This is a genomic window from Kitasatospora sp. NPDC058218 (assembly GCF_042882445.1).
Classification (GTDB): Bacteria; Actinomycetota; Actinomycetes; order Streptomycetales; family Streptomycetaceae; genus Kitasatospora.
Genome location: NZ_JBHVWC010000088.1, coordinates 14874 through 35907 on the forward strand (window position 1 = coordinate 14874; position 21034 = coordinate 35907).

At 71.1% G+C, this 21034-nt stretch carries 14 protein-coding genes and 2 pseudogenes; 3 read left to right on the top strand and 13 right to left on the bottom strand.

The annotated features are described in order from the left end of the window. Nucleotides 1–5: 5 nt before the first annotated feature. From ACFVYI_RS38230 to ACFVYI_RS38250, 5 genes are all read right to left on the bottom strand, one after another. The gene (locus tag ACFVYI_RS38230) at nt 6–1541 is read right to left on the bottom strand and encodes a hypothetical protein (protein ID WP_387894189.1); all 1536 of its coding nucleotides are present in this window, start codon (nt 1539–1541) and stop codon (nt 6–8) included. Then, nucleotides 1538–2416, bottom strand: coding sequence for an ATP-binding cassette domain-containing protein (locus ACFVYI_RS38235; protein WP_387894190.1), 879 nt, complete (start codon nt 2414–2416; stop codon nt 1538–1540). Before ACFVYI_RS38235 ends, ACFVYI_RS38230 begins: the two co-directional genes overlap by 4 nt. Before the next feature lie 89 nt (nt 2417–2505). After that, nucleotides 2506–3603, bottom strand: a complete 1098-nt coding sequence (locus tag ACFVYI_RS38240; RefSeq protein ID WP_387894191.1) for a sensor histidine kinase — start codon at nt 3601–3603, stop codon at nt 2506–2508. Further along, a complete protein-coding gene (locus ACFVYI_RS38245; RefSeq protein WP_387894193.1) occupies nt 3600–4250 on the bottom strand; it encodes a response regulator in 651 nt (216 codons plus the stop codon). The genes ACFVYI_RS38240 and ACFVYI_RS38245 overlap by 4 nt, the downstream gene beginning before the upstream one ends. Nucleotides 4251–4642: 392 nt before the next feature. Beyond that, nucleotides 4643–5641 carry an ArsR/SmtB family transcription factor gene (locus ACFVYI_RS38250; protein WP_387894195.1) on the bottom strand — a complete coding sequence of 333 codons (999 nt, stop codon included), beginning with the start codon at nt 5639–5641 and terminating at the stop codon, nt 4643–4645. Nucleotides 5642–5909: 268 nt separating this feature from the next. On the opposite strand from ACFVYI_RS38250, the gene ACFVYI_RS38255 reads away from it, so the two are divergent. After that, complete coding sequence (locus tag ACFVYI_RS38255) at nt 5910–6365, top strand: transposase (protein ID WP_387894196.1); 456 nt, start codon at nt 5910–5912, stop codon at nt 6363–6365. Beyond that, a pseudogene (locus ACFVYI_RS38260) lies at nt 6266–6481 on the top strand (site-specific integrase); the annotation flags it as partial. The gene ACFVYI_RS38255 and the pseudogene ACFVYI_RS38260, both read left to right, overlap by 100 nt. 187 nt (nt 6482–6668) lie before the next feature. On the opposite strand, the gene ACFVYI_RS38265 reads toward ACFVYI_RS38260, so the two are convergent. From ACFVYI_RS38265 to ACFVYI_RS38275, 3 genes and pseudogenes are all read right to left on the bottom strand, one after another. Continuing rightward, the gene (locus ACFVYI_RS38265) at nt 6669–7445 is read right to left on the bottom strand and encodes a MerR family transcriptional regulator (RefSeq protein WP_387894197.1); all 777 of its coding nucleotides are present in this window, start codon (nt 7443–7445) and stop codon (nt 6669–6671) included. 163 nt (nt 7446–7608) lie between these two features. Then, a complete protein-coding gene (locus tag ACFVYI_RS38270) occupies nt 7609–8730 on the bottom strand; it encodes a serine hydrolase domain-containing protein (protein ID WP_387894198.1) in 1122 nt (373 codons plus the stop codon). 158 nt (nt 8731–8888) lie between these two features. After that, nucleotides 8889–9206, bottom strand: a pseudogene (locus tag ACFVYI_RS38275) (Tn3 family transposase); the annotation flags it as partial. Nucleotides 9207–9532: 326 nt separating this feature from the next. On the opposite strand from ACFVYI_RS38275, the gene ACFVYI_RS38280 reads away from it, so the two are divergent. After that, nucleotides 9533–10552 (top strand): LLM class flavin-dependent oxidoreductase, encoded by a 1020-nt coding sequence (locus tag ACFVYI_RS38280; RefSeq protein WP_387894199.1) that lies wholly within the window; start codon nt 9533–9535, stop codon nt 10550–10552. Between the two features lie 167 nt (nt 10553–10719). Here the strand turns inward: ACFVYI_RS38280 and ACFVYI_RS38285 are convergent, their stop codons facing one another. From ACFVYI_RS38285 to ACFVYI_RS38305, 5 genes are all read right to left on the bottom strand, one after another. Beyond that, on the bottom strand, nt 10720–11247 hold the full coding sequence (locus ACFVYI_RS38285; protein WP_387894201.1) for an NUDIX hydrolase: 528 nt from the start codon (nt 11245–11247) through the stop codon (nt 10720–10722). A gap of 366 nt (nt 11248–11613) precedes the next feature. Further along, entirely contained in the window at nt 11614–13869 is a 2256-nt protein-coding gene (locus ACFVYI_RS38290; RefSeq protein WP_387894203.1) for a hypothetical protein, read from the bottom strand. 484 nt (nt 13870–14353) lie between these two features. Continuing rightward, nucleotides 14354–16255 (bottom strand): BTAD domain-containing putative transcriptional regulator, encoded by a 1902-nt coding sequence (locus ACFVYI_RS38295; protein ID WP_387894204.1) that lies wholly within the window; start codon nt 16253–16255, stop codon nt 14354–14356. 1608 nt (nt 16256–17863) lie between these two features. Continuing rightward, entirely contained in the window at nt 17864–19525 is a 1662-nt protein-coding gene (locus ACFVYI_RS38300) for a condensation domain-containing protein (RefSeq protein WP_387894206.1), read from the bottom strand. Between the two features lie 376 nt (nt 19526–19901). Next, nucleotides 19902–20804 carry an LLM class F420-dependent oxidoreductase gene (locus tag ACFVYI_RS38305; protein ID WP_387894208.1) on the bottom strand — a complete coding sequence of 301 codons (903 nt, stop codon included), beginning with the start codon at nt 20802–20804 and terminating at the stop codon, nt 19902–19904. Nucleotides 20805–21034 lie beyond the last annotated feature (230 nt).

The window sequence follows — 21034 nt, forward strand, 5'->3', positions numbered from 1 at the left end:
CGGAGTCAGCGGGACGCGCTCCGGCGTACCGCGACGGCCAGTAACAGGGCGGCCAGGGCGCTCAACAACACGGCGGGCACCGGCGCCGGTTGGCCCGGGGCGCGGGTGGCGGCCATGAAGTCGAGGAACGGGAGCCCGTTGGCGGCGACGTACCAGAGCGGGAGGTAGACGGCCTGGAAGAGGCGGTGGGTGCGGGACAGCGTGCCCAGGGCGATGGCCAGTGCGGGGATGAAGAGTACGGCGGCGACCCAGGAGGCCAGGCCGGGCAGGTCCCCGTCGCGGGCAAGGGCCAGCAACGGGCCGACTCCGGTGATGCCGGTGAGCAGGACACCGGCCGCCCAGGGCGCGAGGCTGCGCCCGACCGGGCGTGGCAGCGCGGCGAGCAGCGCTGCCACGCCGTACTCGTGGGGGCGGGTGCCGAGGCGGGACCAGAGCAGCACCGGCCAGATCCAGGCCAGCGGGAGCACCACCCGGATGGCGCCGTCGCCGGTGGCGACCAGGGCGGCGAGGGTGATCAGGGCGACCCCGGCCCACCACCACCAGGCCACGCCGTGCAGCAGGATGCGCACCTCACCGACGAGCAGTCGAAGTGCCGGGAGGCGGCCGGGGGTCGTAGGTGTGCTGGGCAGGGCGGCGGGTGCGGCCCAGTCCACGGTGGCCGGGTCGGCGGCACGTCGGGGTCGTGAGCCGGCCCGGTCCGGGTCGAAGCGGTCGAACCAGAGCGCCGGCAGCACCGCGACGGCGACGGCGAGCACGACCAGGGCGAGGCGGCCGAGCAGAAAGGAGCCGTCGGGGGAGAAGCCGTTCCAGTCGAAGACCCGAAGCGGTTGTTCCACGTAGGTGAAGCCCAGGCTGAACTCGCCATCGATGTCGACCTGTTGGGCGGCGAGGTCGGCCCGCGCGGACGCCACCGCCTGGTGTACCCCGAGCCCGCCCAGCGGGAGGCCCGCCCCCTGGCCGCCGACGGCGACGGCCAGCCAACCGAAGAACCACAGGATGTTCCCGAACCCGCCCCGGAGGACCGGGAGCGTGTCGAAGAGCAGGGCGGCCGCGACCGTGAGGACCGTTGCGGGCAGGGTGATCACCAGGAAGGGCAGCAGCAGTCCGGGCAGGTCGAGTGATCGGGACTCACCGCGGACCAGTTGCAGGACCAGGGCCGTCGCCGCCAGCGCACCGAGCACGGAGGCCAGCAGCAGGACGCCGCTGAGCAGCTTCCCGGCCAGGTACGCGGTGCTCCGCAGCGCGGTGGCTGCCAGCAGCCGCCCCACGCCCGACCGGTCGTCGCGTTCCAGTGAGCCGCGCACCAGGTGGAAGCCGCCCAGCGTGAGCCAGAGCGTCCCGGCCAGGGCGGTGCTCAGCCCCACGTAGGCGCCGGTGTAGCGGCCCCGCCGGTCGCCGATCTGCAGGATCACCCAGTGGGAGTCGGCGGGCGGGACGGCGAGCAGGCCCAGACCCAGAGCGGCGAGCAGGACGACCAGGTAGGCGGGGCGTCGGACCCGGTCGCGGAAGTCGGCGAGTGCGACGCCGAGGACGGCGCTCACCGGCCGATCCCGGTGACCGTGGCGAGGTAGGCGTCCTCCAGGTCGGGTACGGCCGTTTCGGCGCCGCCGGGCCGATGGTCCGACAGCAGCCGCAGCCGGACGCCCTCGGGAGTCCGGACCAGCCGGCTGACCAGATGCCGGGACCGCACGGCGGCCAACTCCTCGGGGCGGACCAGCAGCTCCCAGACCAGCCCGGTGGTCCGCCGGAGAAGCTCCTCCGGCGTGCCCCGGTAGTGCAGCCGGCCCCCGGCCAGTACGGCGATGTCGCGGGCCACCGAATCGATGTCGGAGACGATGTGGGTGGAGAGCACTACCACCCGGTCGACGGCCAGCTCGCTGAGCAGATTACGGAACCGGACCCGCTCCTCCGGGTCGAGGCCGGCGGTCGGCTCGTCGACGATCAGCACCCGGGGGTCGCCGAGCAGCGCCTGCGCGATGCCGACCCGGCGCAGCATGCCGCCGGAGTACCCGCCGAGCGGGCGCCGGCCGGCCTCGGTGAGGTTGACCAGGTGCAGCAGCTCCTCGATCCGGGACCGGGCGGACCGGGCGCCGAGCCCCTTGGCGGCGGCCAGGTAGGCGAGGAACTCGGGCGCGGAGAGGTTCGGGTAGGCGCCGAAGTCCTGTGGCAGGTAGCCGAGTTCCCGGCGCAGCGGCTCCGGGTGGGCGACCGCGTCCCGGCCCCGCCAGCGGAGTCGGCCGGTGCTGGGACGGGTGACGGTGGCGGCGATCCGCATCAGCGAGGACTTGCCCGCGCCGTTCGGGCCGAGCAGGCCGAGCAGTCCCGGGCCGAGGTGCAGGTCGACGCCGTCGACGGCGCGCTTGCCGCCGCGGTAGGTCTTGGTGACCTCGACGAGTTCGAGGACGGGCGGTTGCACGGGACTGACCTCCAGAGCGTGGACGGATGTGTCACGTCGAGGGTCCGCCAGGTCGGGGAGTCGCGCATCTGCCGTTCGGCAGAGATTCGTCAGGTGGTGGGCAGCACGGCTCGCACCCGCCAACCCGTGCCGTGCGGACCCCGGTCGAGGGTGCCGCCGACGCTCTCCACCCGGGCCGCCAGCTCGGGCAGGCCGCTGCCGCCGCCCCGGCGGGCTCCCCGCCGGCGCGGACCGGTGTCGGTCACGGTGACGGTGAGGACCGGCCCGCCGGTGACATCGACGGTGACCGAGGTCGTCGCGGCCGCATGGCGGCGGACGTTGGTGAGCGCTTCCAGCACCACCCGGTAGGCGAGGTCCTCCACGCCGGAGGGCAGGCTCAGCCCGTCCGGCAGCCGGAGTTCGGCCCGCTCGGAGAACCGGCGGACGGTCTCCGGCAGGTCGGCCAGGCCGTACGCCCGGTTCGGCGGGGCGTCGGTGCGCAACGCGGCGACCGTCCGGTCCATCGAGTCCAGGGCGCGTAACCCGGCGGCCTCCACTCGGGCCAGCAGTTCGGCCTGCTCCGCGTCCTGCGGCGGGTCGGCCCACTGCGCGGCCTGCACCTCCAGCACGATGCCGGTCAGCTCGTGCGCGACGAAGTCATGCAGATCGGCGGCGACCTGGAGCCGCTGCCGCTGCAGGGCGGCGCTGGTGGCCCGGCGGCGGCGGGCCGCGAGGGTGCGCAGGTACAGCGCGACGCCGACCACGCACCCGGCGGGGAACAGCAGCAGGGCGCAGCACAGGGCCAGCGCCGCGGGCTCGGGCGGCGCCTCGACGAGCCGGAACCTGACCGGCGACAGGACTGCGGTCAGCCCCAACAGCGGCCCCAGGAAGGCTGCCTGACGTTCCGGTGCCCGTCGCACCGTCCGCCCGAGCAGGCCCAGCAGCGCGGGCAGCTCGGCGGTGGCCCAGAGCACCGCGTGTCCCTTCGGCCCCCGGAACGCCAGGTCGACGGCGAGCGAGAGCGCGCAGACCAGCAGCAGCGGTGCGGCCGGGACCGGGCCGGTCCTGCACCACGGCCGGGGGAGGAGGAGCACGGTGACGGTGAGCGCGGCCGGTACGGCGGCCACCAGGGCGGTCGGCAGGTCGAGCGGGGCCGGCAGGAGCACCAACGCCCCGGCCGCCGCCGCCCACACGGTCCGGCGGGTCACCCCGGGTAGCCCATCTCCCAGGCGTGTACCGCGATGCCGACCCGGTTCCGCACCCCCAACTTCCGTTGCACGCTGGCTACATGGGTCTTCACCGTGCCGGGCGAGATGAACAGCTCACGGGCGATGTCGGCGTTCGTCCGACCGAGCGCGACCTGTCCGGCGATCTCGACCTCGCGCTCGGTCAGCGGCTCCTGCGGCGGGGCGACGGCGGGCCGCGGGGGCGGTGCGGCGGTGATGTGCCGGAGCAGCCGGACGGTGATCTCGGGGCTGATCAGGCTGTCCCCGGCCACGGCCGCCCTGACCGCCGCCACCAGCAGGGCCGGTCCGGACCGCTTGAGCAGGAAGCCCGAGGCGCCGTGGCGCAGCGCCGGGTAGACGTACTCGTCCAGGTCGAAGGTGGTCACCACGACCACCCGGACGCCCTCGGGGCCGCCGGCCAGCCGCCGGGTCACCTCCAGGCCGTCGAGCCCGGGCATCCGGATGTCCACCAGGGCCACGTCGGGCCGCAGTTCCCGTGCGGCCGCGAGTGCGGTGATCCCGTCCGGGGCCTCGCCGACCACCTCCAGGTCCGGCTGGCTCTCCAGAATGCGGCGCAGTCCCCGCCGCACCATGTCCTGGTCGTCGGCGATCAGTACGCGAATGGTCATGGTCCGCCATCCTGCCACCCGCCCGGGCCGATGATCTGCCCGGTACCTGAGACGCCCATCCCGCTGGGCCCCGGGGACGGGGATGGCACAGACGGCAGCCCTGTGCGACTGACGTGGCGTCATGCCGGTACGAGGTTCGGGTACGCAGAGGAGGCGTAGCCGAACAGGCGTCGCTGGTCGGGTGGGGCGTGCGGCGGTCCGGGTGGTCATGGTGAGGGCCGCGCACGCCCCTGTGCGGAGGCGGTGGCGCAACGCCAGCGCCCGCCACCCCGAGGTCCTCGCGGCCGAGCGCAAGGAGCGCGTCCTGCCGTCCATCTCCTCGCCCTGGCCCGTGGGCCCCTGTCGCGAGGATGCTCACCCCACGGTCCGTCCGAGCCGCCACCGACCGACGCTCAGGCCGGGGGCAGGGGCGGCGGATTGTCGAGGAGGAGGTCGTGACCGACGTCGGTGAGGGTGTGGCGGACCTGCTTGCCCTCGCGGCGGGTGGCGATCAGGCCGGCCGTGCGCAGGGCGACGGCATGGGCGGAGGCGGAGGGCGGGGTGACGCCGAGCCGCTGGGCGAGCTCGGTGGTGGAGCAGGCGCTGCCGGCGATGGCGCGCAGGACGCGGGCGCGGGCGGGGCCGAGTACGGCAGCGAGGCCGTCGACGGCCGGTGTCCGGGCCGCAGGCTCGGCGGTCGGGGCGGCGATCGGGTGCAGCAGCAGGCTCTGGCGGTCCGGCCCGGCCAGCAGGCTGATGCTCCGCTGGACGAAGTAGTTGGGCCGCAGTTCCAGGCCCCGGCCGCCGAGCTCGAAGGAGCCCTCCAGTTCGCCGAGGGTGCACTCCAGCACTCCCTCGTCCCGCCAGACGGCCTTCGGGTGAAGCGAGTCGAGCATTTCGCCGACCCCGGAGCGGGCGGCGGTGCGGGCCCGGGCGGCGATGTCGGCCTCCAGTGCGCGGCGGATGTCGGGCCAGTCCGGGGCGAGGCAGGACCGGAACAGCGCCCAGGCACCGTCGCTGACCTCGCGCAGGCCCCGGCTGCCGTCCTCGCGCAACCGGGCCAGGGCAGCCGGGACTTCCGGGCCGCTGCCGAACATCGCGACACCCTCCTCCACGGCCTGCTGCGGGACGGAGAGGAGCGCGTCGAGCTCGTCGGTCAATTGCCGGCGGACGGCGTCGAGGTCCGCCACCATGAAGTCGGGGACGCCGACCGGGCTCGCGTTGACCACCTCGAGGAAGCGCACGGCCCGGTGGGGCACGTGGCGGCGGACGTCCCGCCACCAGCGCTCGCTGCGCGACCCGCTGCCCTGGTGAACGCCCAACCGGGCCGAGCCGGCCATCAGGTGGTCGAGCGGGGATATGACGAACCGGGTCCTCGCGAGGTCCGCGACCCCGAACCTCAGTGCGATCACGAACCTTCCTCCGGTTTCCCGCAGCCGTCCTGACCTGCCGCGTTGTTGACTATTAGGCCCAGAGGCTAATGCATGGCCGTCCGGCCGTCCCCGTTGGCATGCTCTCACTCGTTGGCGCGGCTCAGGCCCGCTCCGGCCCCCACCACGAGGGGAGTGGGGGCCGGAGCACGATCCTCGACCGGGCATTCGTTGAACCGAACGCCCGGCATCGCCCGGCGAACCGTGCCCCACCAGTGCCCGATTGGCTTCCGCTCAGTGCGCGTGCCCCGTGGCCCGAGAACGGGGTGGAGGCGGTCAAGTACTGGATCTCGAACCTGCCCACCGACATCCCCACCAGGACCTGGTCCGACTCGCGAAGTCACACTGGCGGGTCGAACACGACTACCGCGAGCTGAAGACCCGCCTGGGCCTGGACCACTACGAGGGCCGCTCCTACAACGGCTGGCACTGCCACGTCACCCTCTTCAGCGTTGTCCACCCGGTCCTCACCGAACAGCGCTCCGCCCCAGAAGCCCGGCCAGGGCCTGACCTCCCAGCAGACCCTGGACCTCCTCCAACCCGTCATCGCCACCTGGGCCGGCCACTGCCCCACATGCCGACGACCCACCCCATGGCAGACCTACGGCGCCATGGCGGATGCTCTACGAGACGTGCGCTCGCTCCGAGGAGATCCTGGACGTCAACATCGAGGACCTGGACCTGGCCGGTCGCCGCCGGGCGGTGAAGGCCAAGGGCGCCCGGCCCAAGGTCCGCCGCCGCGGCGCGACGCGCGAGGCGTACGTGTTGGAGACGGTCTACTGGGGCGCCGGGACGGCTCGGCTGCTGCCGAGGCTGATCCGGGTGCTGAAGGCTTCGCCGCGGGCGGGCGCGCGGTTTCGGCGCGCCTCGACAGGGCACTGGATGCCGAAGGCCGTCTGGTGGACGCCGTGCTCGTGCCCGGCTGGCAGTGTGCACTACCGGGGGCGTTGACGGGGTAGCGGGCGCCGCAGATCCGCACCGGAGGCACCGACGTGCCGCAAGGCCCCTGTCATTGGCGTGGGATGGGTACGCCTGCGGAGCGGAGTCTGGCCTCGGTGAGCGCGGTCAGGCGGGCTGAGACCGGGGCCTGGTCCCCGCGGTGGTTGTTGATCAGCCGGTACTGGGTGGAGGCCTTGTTCCAGGCCCGCTGGCTGGTGGGGTTTCCCAGCAGCGCGGGGTTGGCGAGGTAGTGGTCGGCCATGGCGGTCGCGAGTTCTTCGATCCTCGGGTCGTCCGGTTCCCAGGTCTCGGCCTCTTGACCGCGCTTGGCCAGGTCGATGTACCCGGGGTCCTCCAGCCGGTGTTCGAGCTGGGACAGGAAGCCGTCGAAGCCCGCCGGCACCAGCACCCTGGCCAGCACCAGGGCCTCGCGCTGCGCGGCCACGTAGTCGGGGCCGAAACCGAGGCCGGGCATCCGGTCCAGGATCGCGCAGGCGCGCTCGGGCAGCAGGGCCCGGTCGCCCTCGGCGAGCCGGTGCAGCATGTCGAGGCGCGCGACCAGGTCCGCGATCCGTTGGTTGAGCTGCTGTGCGACGTCGGCGAGGGCGTTGGCGAACTGGCCGGCGTCGGCGTCGAGCAGTGGCCCGATCTCGGCCAGCGGCACCCCGGCGGCGGCGAGCGTCCGGACCTGCACCAGCCGCAGCAGCTCCTTCGATCCGTACCGTCGGTAGCCGGAGGCGTCGCGCTGCGGCTCGTCGACCAGCCCGTGCTGGTGGTAGTGCCGCACCGTCTTCACCGTGACGCCGACGAACGCCGCCGCCTGTCCGATCATGACCCCGCTCGTCATCCGCTCAGCCTGCCTCGTGCTCGGGCTCGGCCACGACGCACAGCGTGGCCGAGCAGGGGAAGGGGCCGCGCAAAGCCCGTCCGGCCCGGCGCGGCCCCGGTTCGCGTTGTGTCTGACGCACGACCGGGAGGGGCCGGCCCTCGAAGCGTACGGGCCCGGGCGTTCAGCCCGTCGGCCGCGCCGGATCGGCCTGCCCGCCGCCGAACACCTCGCTGACGAGCTGCTGTTGGGCGGTCTGGAATGCCGGTGCTATGGACATGTCGGCGTCGTCCACGTAGGTCAGCCCGGCGGTCATGGTCGTGCGGCCGTCGGGCGTGCTGTACATCAGCGACGCCGAGCCGATGGTGGCGCCGTTGTGGTGGAAGACGGTGCCGCCGCCCGGGCCCAGGTCCTGGGCGAACACCCCCAGGCCGTAGCCGATCGTGGCCTCCGGGGTGCGCATCTCCGCCAGCAGTCCGGCCGGCAGGAGCCTGCCGCCCATCAGTGCCGAGAAGTACGTGTGCAGGTCCTTGGTGGTCGAGATCATGTCGCCGCCGGCCGCGACCCAGGAGGGGTTGTGGCGGGTGACATCGACCGTCTTCTCCCGCCCGGTGTCTTCGTAGCGGTAGTAGCCGTGGTTGTGAGGCTCGGGGATTTCCGGCGAGGTGCCCGGCGCCACGGTGCCGGTCAGCCCCAGCGGCCCCAGGATCAGCCGCTGCAGCTCCTCGGCGAACGACCGGCCGGTGACGCTCTCGATCACCAGCCGGGCCAGCACGTAGTTGGTGTTGGAGTAGCTCCAGCCCGACCCCGGCGCGAACCGCGCGGGCTTGGACAGCGACAGCCGGACCAGCTCCTCGGGCAGGTAGGTGTGGAATCGCTTGTCCACCCACTCCTTGCCCCGCCAAGGGACCCCCGGCGCGACCGTCCCGTCCTCGTAGAGCTCGCCGGTGTGGCTGAAGATCCCACTGGTGTGCTGCAGAAGCATTCGCACCGTGATCCGCCGGTCCAGCCCGAAGCCGGGCAGGTAGTCACCGGCCGGGGTGTCCAGGCCGATCCTGCCCTCGGCCACCAGCATGAGCACCGAGGTCGCGATGAAGTTCTTGGTGCTGCTGCCGATCCGGAAGTGTCCGTCGGTCAGCGGCTTGGCGCTCTGGCCGAGCTCGCGCGCCCCGGCACTGCCGACCCACTCGCCCTGCTCGTCGTTCACCCGCAGCTGCACCCCGAGGAGACCGGACTCGACGATCTCCTCGATCGCCTTCTGCAGCTCCGGACGATCCTGCTCCTGACCGGGAAGGGTGATGGACATGTTGCTCCTTCAGATCTGCTGTGCCCGCGTCGGCGTCGGGCCGTTGCGACGAGCTTCCAGCCTGACCCGAGGTCAACCTCAACTGTGTTCCAGCTCACAGTGTGACGGCGGCCGTGAAGATGCCTCACTCTTGATCTGCGGTGTCCGGAGCGCGCAGGGGGCCGCAGGCCCCCGGGCAGCTCCGGCGGCCGGAAGGAGTACCGGCCGAGCATGCCGACGTGGTGACGCACGAACGGGGAGAGCCGGGCCACGTCCCGGTCGCGGACCTCGAAGCCCTCGGTGCGGAGCTGGTTGACGGCCGCGCCCGTATCCCGGGTGTTGAACAGCACCAGCGCGTTGAGGATCAGACCGAGCGCGCCGATCTGGTCCTTCATCCCGTCCTGGTAGTTCTGGTAGAGCTGCCCGGCCCGGCCGTGGAAGATCTTCCGGGCGAGCGCGTGGCGGCCCTCCTGCAGGTTGGCCTGCGTCTTGATCTGCGCGCAGTGCTCACACACAGCGGCCCCGCGAGGTGAACGGCGGCGAATGGAACCTGCCCCGGCGCAGCCGTCGATCGCCGCGCGCGTCGCCGTCTCCGGGGTGGAGGCGCAGATCCTGCGGGACCTGGCCGCGTCGATGGCCGCCGCGGCCGGAAACTGCTGCGGCGATGTCACGGGCGTGTTGCTCGCGATGGCTTTTCCGGTGCACCCCTTGATCGTCTCCCGGTCGCGTGTGAATGTGGCCGGACGCCCGGTGATCTCTCCGGGCCCCGACAGTCGAACCGCGCCGCTCCGTGCCGAGCTCGTCGCGGAAAACGGAGGAACCGGTGCCGTCGCCTTCGCAGCCCCTACGCAAGCTGGGCTTCCTGACCATCGGGCTGTTCGACCCCGCCGACCCCGGTCGGGGGCACGAGTCGACGCTCCAGCTCATCGAGCTCGGCGAGCAGCTGGGATTCGACAGTGCCTGGGTGCGCCACCGGCACCTCCAGCACGGGATATCGTCCCCCGTCGCCCTGCTCGCCGCGGCCTCGCAGCGCACCCGCCGCATCCAGCTGGGCACCGCGGTCATCCCGCTGGGATGGGAGAACCCGCTGCGCCTGGCGGAGGACCTCGCGACCACCGACATCCTGTCCGGCGGCCGGCTCAATCCCGGTATCAGCGTCGGACGGCCGGGCCACTGGGACCAGGTCGCCCCCGCGCTGTATCCGGACACCGCCGAGTCCGAGGAGTTCGGCTACGAGCGGGTCCGGCGGCTGCTGGGCTTCGTCAAGGGCGAGCCCGCCACCGACTTCAGTGGCGTCGAGGGCATCGAGGTGTACTCCGACCGGGTCCAGCCCGTCGCGCCCGGTCTGGCGAGCCGCATCTGGTACGGCGGCGGGAGCCTGCGCTCGGCCCGGTGGGCGGGTGAGCAGGGGCTGAGCCTGCTGAGCAGCAACGTGGTGCGGGCGGAGGAGTCGGAGGACTTCGCCGAGATCCAGCGCTCGCAGATCGAGGCCTTCCGTGCCCACCACCCCGAGGGCGGGCGCGCCCGGGTCTCCCAGGGGCTGGTGGTCATCCCCACCGACAGCGCCTCGGCGGAGCAGCGCGCGAAGTACCTGGACTACGCCCGGAGCCGGCTCCCGCGCACCGCAGCCCCGCAGGGGCCGGCGCGCATGATGTTCGCGGCGGACCTGGTGGGGACGTCCGTCGAGATCGCCGAGCGGCTGTACGCCCACGCCGGGTTCCGGGAGGTCGACGAGGTCGTCTTCGCCCTGCCGTTCACCTTCGGTCATCGGGACTACGTGCAGATCCTCACCGACATCGCGACCCGGCTCGCCCCCGCGCTCGGATGGCAGCCGACCCTCTGAACCGGCGCCGTTCCGTCCCGGCCGGAGCGTGGGCGCGCCGCAGCCGGGCCGGGCGGCGCCGCACGGAGGCGCGGCGGGCCTCCCGGACGAAGCGGTCACCGGATCGGACCGGGCCGGGGTGGAGACCACGCCAGTTAGGTCACCGTCGTAGAGCTCGGTCACCGGTCCTACGCCGTTCCGCCTGCCGGTGTCCTGGTCAGGAGGGCGGGCGTGCCCTCGTGGTCCCGGTAGGACAGGAAGGTGCCCGACGGATTGCCACCGGAGAGGTAGGTGATGGCCGGCTCGGCCATCACCCGCGAGGGGAGCCTTTCCAGCCGGGCGATCGCCTCGGCCACGGGGACGAACTCCACCGCCACCACCTCGCCGTCGGGATCCCGGACCTTCGGATCCCCCTCCGTCTCGGCCTCGAAGACGAACGCCAGGGTCGAGTCGCCGAGCTGCGGCCGGGAGTACTGCACGGCGTACGCGAGCGCCCCGAGCTCTCGCAGGGCGAGTCCGGTCTCCTCGGCGATCTCCCGGGCCGCTGCCTCGGCCATCGCCTCGTACGGCTCCACCTTGCCGGCCGGCAGCGACCAGACGAGTTCGCCGGCGTCCCCCCGATGGGCCACCAGTGCGACCTCCGCGTCGCGGCGCAGTACCGCCGCCACGATCGTGTAGAGCCGCATCGCCGTCTCCTCCTCCTCACCGTTCGCCATCGTCGGTCCTCTCCTTCCGTCTTCCCCACCGCAGCGGGACGGCTGACCGTGTCGTGTGATCGGCCGCGATCCGGTCGGTGACGCCGTCGCTCTCCACGACCACCTGACGGCCCGCCAGGCCCGCCAGTTCCCCGGCCGGGTGTTGGAAGAGGCCTGACCGGCACCCCGTCCGGGCGCTCTCGTCGGCCGTGGAGGGAGCACGCGCAGGCCCGGCACCCACGCCGGGGGTGCCGGGCCTGCGGTCACGCGTTGCCGCCGGGGACGTTCAGGCCGATGAGGGCCCGGCCGTCCGGCTCCGGGCCCTACACGTCGCCGGACGGACCCCGGTGCGGGGCCCGTCCGGCGTCACCGGCGTGGCACGGCTGTTCAGGAGCGGCGGCCCCGGCGGCGGAAGACGGCGACGAGGACGGCGCCGGCCGTCAGGGTGATCGTCGCCACCAGGGCGGCGGGCCCGGCGAGGCTACCGGTTTCGGGGAGCGCGCCGTGGCCGTGGTCCGGCCGACCGCTGGGGCTGTGATGCGGGCTGTGGCCGTGGCTGGGGCTCGGCTCGGTCGTCGGAGTGCTGGTGGGGGTGGGGCTCGGCGACGAAGTGGGGCTGGGGCTGGGCGTCGGGCTGGGGCTCGGGCTGGGCACGACGACGTCGACGGACGCGCGGCAGGCCGGGTCGGTGCTGCCGACGAGGCAGTTGCCGCCGGGCTGGTCGCCGGTGACGGTGTTGGTCAGCTTCTTGTCGCCCGCGGCCGGGTCCTTGACGGTGACGCTGTAGGTCAGCCGGGCGCTCCCGCCGATGGCCAGCTCCCCGGTCCAGTTGAGGTGGGGGGCGGTGTAGGTGGTGGTGCCCGTGGTGGTGGTGACGTCGCCGTTGTAGGTGGCGTCGTCGAGGACGCCGGTCAGGTCGTCGGCGACGGTCAGGGCCGTCAGCGCGGTGTTGCCCGTGTTGGCGATGTCCACGTGGTACGTGACCTGGTCGCCCGGGCGGGCGCTGGTCCGGTCGGCGGTCTTGGTGACGGTGTAGGCGGGCTTGGCGGCCACCGTGTTGCGCACGGTGTTGCTGGTGCGCTCCTGGCTCCGGCCGGTCTGCTGGCCCTTGAAGGTGACGGCGGCGGTGTCGTCCAGGGTGGTGCCCGGGGCGCTGTCGGCGGCGACCTTGACCTTGAAGGAGATCGTGGCGCTCTCACCCGGGGCGAGGTCGGGGTGGGTACAGGTGACGACGGCGCCGGCGGCCGAGCAGGCGGGGTTGGAGTCGGCCACGAAGGTGGTACCGGCCGGGATTCGGTCGGTGAGGGTGACGTCGGTGGCGGTGTCCACGTCGGTGGTGGTGCCGTCGGGGTGCTGGTTGGTGAGGGTGAAGGTGTAGGTGACGGTGCCGTCGGGGTCGACCAGGCCGGGTGGGTTGTCGTTCGTCGTCCCGGCCGGGTCGTTGGCCTTGCTCAGCTGCAGGTCGGGCTCGTGGGCCTCGACGGCCAGCCAGACCGCCTGGGGGTGCAGCGCGTCGCCCGCGCCGTTGATCTGGAGCAGCGCCTGGGTGCTGCCGGCGGGGATCCTGCCGGTCACGTCGATCATCCGGGCGTCGTAGCCGTAGTTGTTGACCGGGGCCGGGACGCGGGTGGTGATGTTGGCGCCGGTTCCGTCGGCGGCGACGTTGTCGATCCGGCTGGTGAAGGCGTTGTCGGTGGCGACGCCGGTCGGTCCCGGCATCGGCAGCGGGGTGAGGTTGGCCAGGTCGGAGCCGACCAGGGCCTGGTCACCTGCGATCGGCGCGTCGCCGTCGCCGAGGGTGACGCCCATGGTGGCCGCCGGTGCGCCGCCGGCCGGGGTGCGGATGCCGGCCAGGGTGAGGGTGGTGAGGTTGTCGGGAGAGCGCAGCAGCTGGTAGCCGTCCCAGACCTGCAGGTAGCGCAGGGGCTGCGCCGGGTCCTCGTAGGCGACGACCAGGGACCAGCCGCCCCAGCAACCCACGTTGTTGCCGCCGAAGTTCTGCGCGGAGGAGCGTCCGCTGCAGGCCTGGATGTCGGAGACGGTGTAGCTGCCCGCGCCCGCGGCCCTGACCTCGGCGGTGACGTCCTTGACGGCGCCGGCGGCCATCAGCGGTTCGGGCGGGGTGCCTCCGACCTGCTGGTCGAAGTAGTCGTAGGTGTCCGCGGTGATCTGCTGGTAGCTGCCGGAGCCGGGGACCTTCCAGTACACCTGGTTGCCGGTGGCGAGGTCGCCGGAGGTGCCGTTGGTGCTGGTGCCGGTGGGGTTGAACTGCCAGTAGAGCCGCGCGGAGAGCACGGTGGCGCCGGCCGGGAGCAGCAGCTGCGCGGAGGAGGCGTTGGGCCCCGGGGCGGTGGGGTCGGACTTGACGAACATGGTCCGGCCGTTGTTCGAACCCTCGGTGTCGGAGCAGACGGTGCCGTCGCTCGAATCACAGGTCAGCACGGAGTTGGAGGCCATCGTCAGGTTGCCGTGCGCGAGCTCGGTGACGACCGGGTCCGGGCCGATCGGACGCTGGGTCCCGGCCCCGCGAACGGACCCGGCCCGGTGCTCGGTGTTGGCCGCGCGCTCGCCCGGCCGGTGCTCGGCGCCGACTGCAACGGGCACCGCCACGGCCAGCGAGGCAGCCGCACAGACGCCGGTCATGGACACCAGTACGGCTCGGCCGCGGCCTGGACGGCCGCTCGGTCGGCGGTGACGGGTCACGTGTGAAGCCTCTTCTCGGTAGCAGTCCGCAGTGCCTGCCGACCGCGAGTGGCATGCCACGGCCGGGCACTGGTGGCCGGCCCCGAGCGTCGCACGCGCTGTCGACCGGCCAGAGGCGGCTCGCGACGGGCGTCACTCGTTCGGCGTAGCCCCACGGTCGCGGCCACTCCGGGCCCGGCACCGCGTCCGCAGCACGTGCGGCTCTCCCGTCGGTGTCATTGACGGAGTCCGCCGTGGCGTGCTGCGGGAGGACGATCGGCGCTCATCCCGTCCGGGGGCGTTGTCACGTTGGTGGGGGCGCGGTCGCCTGAGGCTGGGTCAGGGTGTGCACCTCCACCGGATACCGTTGTCCCTTGTACGACGGCGGCGCGGACGGCACGGGTGATCCCCCTCAGCACGGCCGATCCGAAGATCATCCCACCCGTCAGCCAACGTGACAGCGCCCTTGAGCCTCGACCCGCGCGAAGTCACGCACGAGGTCCGGCAGGTGGTAGCGGATCTCTCCACCACCCTCGGTTCGACGGGCATCGACCAATCGCAGGTCCACGAGCTCCTCGACCAGATCAGTGGCGTCGATCTCCGAGACGCCGAGGAGGGCGGACGCCTCGCGCACGGAGAAGCACTGCTCTCCTCGCAAGCCCAGCAGGAGGAACGCCTTCGCGCTCGTGGGGTTCAAGTGGTGGAACGTCGCGGCGAGGCTCGCACGGACATCGAGGTCGTTGTGCGCGAGTTCCATCAGCCGGCGGTCGTCGTCCGCCAACCGATCCGCGAACTGCCCCAACGACCAATGGGGACGAGCCAGGAGACGTGCCCCCGCGATGCGCAGGGCGAGAGGCAGCGAGCCGGTGAGCCGTCCGATCCGTGCGGCCTGTGCGGGGTCGGTGGAGAGCCGTTCGGGACCGATGATTTCGCTCAGCATGCGCAGCGCATCGTCCGCGCACATCGCGTCCAACTCCACCATACGAGCCCCCTCCAGGCCGGTGAGCCGTCGGCGGCTGGTGATCAGGGTGGCCCCCGCCCCGAGCAGCGGACGGACCTGGCGCTCGTCGGAGACGTCGTCGAAGATCGTGAGCGTCCGACTGCCGAGTTCGGACCGGTACACCTCGCTCAATTCGTCACCGCTGAGGAACTCGTCGACCTCTTCCACTCCGAGCATGCGGAGGAGCCTGTGCTGGGCCTGGCTCGGCGTCACGGGGTCGGCCGACATACCTCGCAGGTCGATGTGGAGTTGGCCGTCGGGAAAACGGCTCCGCACGAGGTTCGCCACGTGCACCGCCAGGGCGCTCTTACCCGTGCCCGCGCTCCCGGTGATCACCACGATAGGCGGGACGTCCGCCGGCTCTGCGAGGATGGTGCAGATCTGCGCGATCTCCCGGTCCCGCGCCGTGAAGTCGCCCAGGTCGGGCTTGAGGTGGCTGTGTTCCAGGGCTGTCACGCCGGGCTGGCCGTTCCCCTTTGGCGTGTCCATGCTCAAGTGCCGTCGGCCTCGGCCGTCCGGGGTGCCGGGCGTCACCGCGCGGCCGCAGGACAAGGCGATCGTCCGAATCGGCTCGCCCGCCAGGATCTGGAGCTGGATGCTCTGGAGCTCCTGGGCCGGCTCGATGCCGAGCTCGTGGGTCAGCCTCCGGCGGCAGTCCTGGAACACCCGGAGGGCGTCGGCCTGGCGGCCGGAGCGGTAGAACGCGATCATCAGGAGCGCCGCCAGGTGCTCTCGCAGTGGGTTCTCCACCAGCAGACTGATCAGCTCCGCCGTCGCCTGGGCATGCAGTCCGAGAGCGATGTCAATGCCTATCCGGTCTTCCAATGCCGACAGGCAACGCTCCATCAGGCGACTGCGTTGAGTGTCGAAGAACTCGGTGGAGAGTGGGGTGAAGGCCTCACCGCGCCACAGGCCCAGCGCCGTGTCCAGGCGCTCGCGGGCGGTGGGCAGATCGATGTCCACCAGGGCGACGCCCTCGGCAACGGTCTGCGTGAAGACGTTGAGGTCGACCTGGTCCCTGTCGACGAGCAAGGAGTAGCCGGTGTCGATCAGCGGCAGCAGTTCACTCGCCCGGGCGTCGCCGACCTCAGGGTCCAAGGCGCGGCGCAGGCCCCCCACGTACTTGTGTACGAGGTTCCGCGGATTACCCGGCAGTTCCTCGCCCCAGACCGCCTCGATGATGTCGGAGATCGCGTGCGGCTGACCGGTCGCCAGCAGCAGCCGGGCCAGGACCGCCCGCTGCCTGGCCGACCCCAGATCGACCTCGCGGCCGCCCGTCCACGCACGGATCGGGCCGAGCAACTCGAAGCGGAACGACTTGGCGATCGCATGCGGAGAAGGAAACACGGATCTCACTTTCACGGTGAACACCTGCTGCTGGGCTGGCAGAGGTGGAGGTCTGGCGGCGCTGGTCTCTGTTCGTCGAATCGTCGGCTCGTCAGAGCCTGATAGGGGCCGTCCTGAGTGGAGAGCTCACGCGGGTGCCCCAGCTGAACGAGCGGCCCGGCCGCATGGCCACCGACCCGGTGCCGTGGTCGATGCGGATGACGTTGTCCAGGGAACGGGCAGCCTGCCGGAATCGCACACGATCCTGCCGACCTCCAGGGCGACGGTCGCGGAGACGAGCGCGGTGACGAGGGAGGAGAGGGCGACCGGCGTGTGCGGAGGGACAGCGGCCGCGTCCGGGAGGCGGTCCTTGACGACCTGGCCCACGCGAACGGCGAACCCGGTGGCAAGCGTCTGCAAACGAAGGGGTTCGTCCAGGGGCACGTCCGTGCGACCGAGAAGTGCCGGTGCCAGGAACGCCGACAGGTGGCCACCAGCCAAGTGGTTCACCGAATCGAAGTCGGCGGTGATCCCCGCGCGAAGGTTCGCTGCCGCTGCGACCCCGGCTCGATGGCCAGTCCCGGCCCACCACAGGGGCGAGCCGGCAGGACCGGGCGACTCGACGCCGCGGTCGAGCCCCGGACCACCATCGGCCAGCAGCATTCGGCTGATCAACGCGCAGAGCATGAAGTCCACGGACGCTGCGGCGGAATCCTCGATGAGACCTGCGGGTATGTCGTCGAGCGGAGGCACTTGCCTCTAGCCAACCATCGAGCGCCGCACCCAAGTTCGCACTCTTGATCAGCACTGTTTCCTCACTGGTGGTACTGCTGGTTCCACAAGGGCATCAGTCGCACGGCGTCGAGTCGTTCGACGGCTGCATGCAGACGTGTCCCACGTGCGGCTGTGCTGTTGTGCGCTGCCTGACGGCAGCCGCCCAGCCGAAGTACGGGAATCTGAACCTCACGCCGGCCCGAAGGGCGGCCGCCATCACTGCCGCGAGGAGGACGGACGTGGCGCCGTTCGCGTGGCGGTGATCACGCAGTGCCGGTCATTCCGAGAACGAGGCATGCGTCTGCCCGATCCCGAAGTGAGCGGCCAACTGCCGTGATGTCAGTGACCGTTGTCGCTGGAGCCCGGGACCATCGCCCGACCGTCAGTCGTCGCCATCTTGACCCCTTCTTGTCTGCCGGCACGGACAACGAACGATCTCTCCGTGGCATGTCGTGCACGGATCAGTGAGGTCGTTGTGCTGCAAAGTTAAGAGGCGTACTCAAGGGAGGTCAAGGAGCGCCTTCCGGTTCTGGAGCCCACGGAGACCAAGTGTTGTGACTGAGCGTCACAAGAGCGCGTGTCAACGGATGTTGAGTCTCCCGTCGGCCGTCCGACGGGTTGATCGGATCTCGTGGTGCGACCCCACCGCTTCCACCGTTGATGACTCCAGACGTACTCAGCCTGCGACACCGCAGGTGAGGGGGAAACGTACCGTCAGGAGTCCAGTGCACCGGCCTGGAGCATCGGGGAGCGGTAAGGCCGCGAACGAGACCGTGGCGTCCGGCGGCCGCCGGACGCCACGGACGGGCGACAGCCGGCCCGGCCGGTCGCTCAGAGTGCTCGCAAAATAAAATGTCACATAACTTCTGTCGGCATCACCAGGGCGGGGTCCTGGTCGGCACGACGCCGCAGTGCCGCCAGCAAGTCCGACACCTCGTCGGCTCCCGGAGCCTCCGACAGGCGGGCGACGAGCCGCTCGCGCGGCGTTCCGCGGTCATGCACCAGCACCTCGACCGCTCGCTTGCCGCCCAGTTCGACCTCGATGGCTCGCACTGTCCGAGCGGTGTCCACATATCCGGTCCCGAACGGAACCAAGCCGGTCGCCTGAGGCCGGGCCTCCAGGGCGTCCGCCATGTGCACCGCCCAGGGAGCGGCTCCCTGCCCGACCTGGCGCTGCGCATCGGGGCCGACCTGCGCGAGTGCCGCACCCAGGCTTTCCATCGCGCGCAGCAGCGCCTCGGCGGCCGGAACGGGCAAGAAGGCTTCGTTGGATTCGAAGGAGATCACCAGGGGCTCCCGCCCCCTGCCCGGCCGTGCCGCGAAATAGGTGAGTGTCGGGTCGGCCGGATCGGTGGGCTCGTGACGGAACTCGCTCCGGGCGCGCGCGTCGCGTGGCATGCCTCGGTCGACGGATCCGCCGCGACGGGAGAGGAAGTTGTACTCCATCCTGAAGCGGGTATTGAATCCTGTGCTTTGCTGGCGTTCGTCCAGCAACTTCCGAAGCGCACGGGCGTCGTGGTCCGCGTTCCGGTGCAGGTTCTTGGTCGAGGCCTCCACAGTCTTCATGATTTCCTCCGGACGTCCCGCATCCGATGGAATGGAAACGGGAACGCGCAGCGCGCAGCAGTGAACGGCGGAAGGGTAGGCGAACCGGTTGGAGGAGATGACGCACATGGAAGCGGTGGGCAAGTCGGTGTAGCGGGCCATGGCGAATGCGTAGAGCCCCAGCAGCGCCTGGGCCGGCCACAGGCCGTGCCGCTTGGAGAGGGCGGAGACCGCGTGCTGGAGGTCTGCCGACTCGAATGTCGCTGTGTAGCCTGCCGATCGCCCTTCGTCCCATACCGGGTACTGCGTGGGGGCGGTGACGTCGAGCACCTCGCGCCAGCTCTCCAGGCCGTCGTTCTCGGCGTTGGCGCGAGCTTCCTGGATCAGCGCCTCGTCGATCGGCTGTCGGGGCGAAGGGCTGGCGGGTTCCGCTTTTCCGTGGCGCAGGGAGTTCAAGGCGCTGAGGAAGTCGCGACGGAGGATCTGGACACTCTGATGGTCGGCGACGATGTGATGGAATACTATCAGTACTTCTTTTGCTGAAGCTCCGTCGACAACGATCTCGAAACTGATCGGCGGCTCCGTGTCGCACGGCAGTGGCTTCTGCCGCAGCGCGGCCAGATAGGAATCCACCCAGGCGTCGCTGGTCGGGCTCGCTTCCGGCTCGACGGTCCTGATCCGCTCGCTGCCTGCTCGCCAGACGACCTGGACCGGGTTTCCGGACCCGTCCCGCCCGAAGGTAGTGCGGATGATCTCGTGTCGCCGCGAGAGCAGGGCAAGGGCGGCGCGAACGGCGGCGGTCGGGGTGGATTCCGGGACGGGCCATCGCTGGGTCAGAGTGCGGGTCCACGCGGCGTCCGGTGCCTTCGTGAGAATCTCTTCGTATTCCATGAGCTGCGCGATCTGCCCGAATGTCAGAGGGCCCTGCCGCTCGGGTTCGCCGGTGGACAGGTCGGAATCTGCGTAGGTCACGGCATGCTCCATTGCGCGGAGGGGAGGGATCGGAACAATCAGGATGATGTTCTGGAATCGTGATTGGCGCTTCGGGCTCCCGGCCCATGACAACGCCTCTGGCCGTTCTCGTTTACGACCGACCCGGCGGGCTGAGGCAGGCAACTGCCCGTCCGGTCGGATCACGCGCGAATTCGCCAGGTACGTCATGCATGCGAGGTCAGCAAAGAAGTCGACACAACACGCACCACTAATTCATCGACGGGCCCTGCCCGAGCTTGTGGGGTCGCTGGTGGTGGGGTGCGTTGATGCCGTCGGTGATCTGGGAGCGGTCATCAATGTCACCCACGGCTACCACCGATTACGGGACAGATTCCCGGCGAGGCGGGCGGTCAGCTCAGTGTTCCTGCGGCGGTATGTCCGCGACCTCCTCGGCGACCCTGCTCAATGCCGAAAGTGCGTCGGGCCGTTGAATGCCCGGCATGGCCACGATGACGTGGTCGATTCCCCACTCGGCGAGCCTGGTCACGTGCGCTACGGCGGCCTTCATGTCGTTACGCGGATCGGCCTTCCAAGGGAAGTTCGTGAGCGCCGTCTTCTCGAGCGCCGCGTAGGGCCGTCCGAGGCTGACGCAGTGGTCACGCAGCACGGCGAGCTTTCGCGGGAGATCGGGAGTGTCGAAGAGGTTGCAGGCGTCCCCGTATTGAGCGACCAGCCGCAAGGTCTTACGTTCGCCGGACCCGCCGATCAGGATGGGCGGATGCGCACGGTCGGCGTCGACCCGCCCCAACGGCAGGGGCGAGTTCAAGGGACGGTCGAGGCTGTAGTGATTGCCCACGTGGGGTGTCTGGTCGTCCGAGAACATCTTCAAGATGATCTGCAGAGTCTCCTCGAGACGTTCGAAACGCTCGGCAAGCGGAGGGAACGGCACTCCCAACCCCGTGTGTTCCTCCTCGTACCAAGCAGCTCCGATCCCGAGGTACGTCCGCCCCTTGGACAACACATCGAGTGACGTGATCAGCTTGCCGAGCAGACCGGGGTGTCGGTAGGTCACACCCGTGCAGAGCGCCCCCAGGCTGATTCGTGACGTGTGAGCCGCAGCGAACGACAGGGCGGCGTAGCCGTCGAGCATCGGGTCTTCAGGGCGCCCGTTGTTCCGCGCCTGGAAGAAATGGTCCATGACCCAGAGGCTGGCCAGGCCCGCCTGATCTGCTGTGCCGGCGATACGAGCCAAGTGCTCGCCGATGTGCTCGGGACCACCGGGCCACTTGAAAGAAGGAATGGTCAGACCGATACGCATGAATGAGGTCCTTCGACGATTTCCACGGATCGTGGACGGTGCGTTGTCATGTGCGGCGCCGTGAGCATTCGCCGATGCGTCCGCCGTCAGCGAGAACTGGTAGCCGGAGATCCAGGAGCGTCGATCCAGTAGCGCTTGGTGTCGAAGGCGTAGGTCGGGATCGCGGTCCGTCGAGGGGTGCGTCCCTGGTGCAGTGCGGCCCAGTCGACGGTGACGCCGTTGACCCAGAG

Coding starts and splice junctions, on each gene's coding strand:
- ACFVYI_RS38245 (WP_387894193.1), bottom strand. CDS start 4,250: ATGACCATTCGCGTACTGATCGCCGACGACCAGGACATGGTGCGGCGG.
- ACFVYI_RS38265 (WP_387894197.1), bottom strand. CDS start 7,445: ATGACGAGCGGGGTCATGATCGGACAGGCGGCGGCGTTCGTCGGCGTC.
- ACFVYI_RS38270 (WP_387894198.1), bottom strand. CDS start 8,730: ATGTCCATCACCCTTCCCGGTCAGGAGCAGGATCGTCCGGAGCTGCAG.
- ACFVYI_RS38285 (WP_387894201.1), bottom strand. CDS start 11,247: ATGGCGAACGGTGAGGAGGAGGAGACGGCGATGCGGCTCTACACGATC.
- ACFVYI_RS38290 (WP_387894203.1), bottom strand. CDS start 13,869: ATGACCGGCGTCTGTGCGGCTGCCTCGCTGGCCGTGGCGGTGCCCGTT.
- ACFVYI_RS38305 (WP_387894208.1), bottom strand. CDS start 20,804: ATGCGTATCGGTCTGACCATTCCTTCTTTCAAGTGGCCCGGTGGTCCC.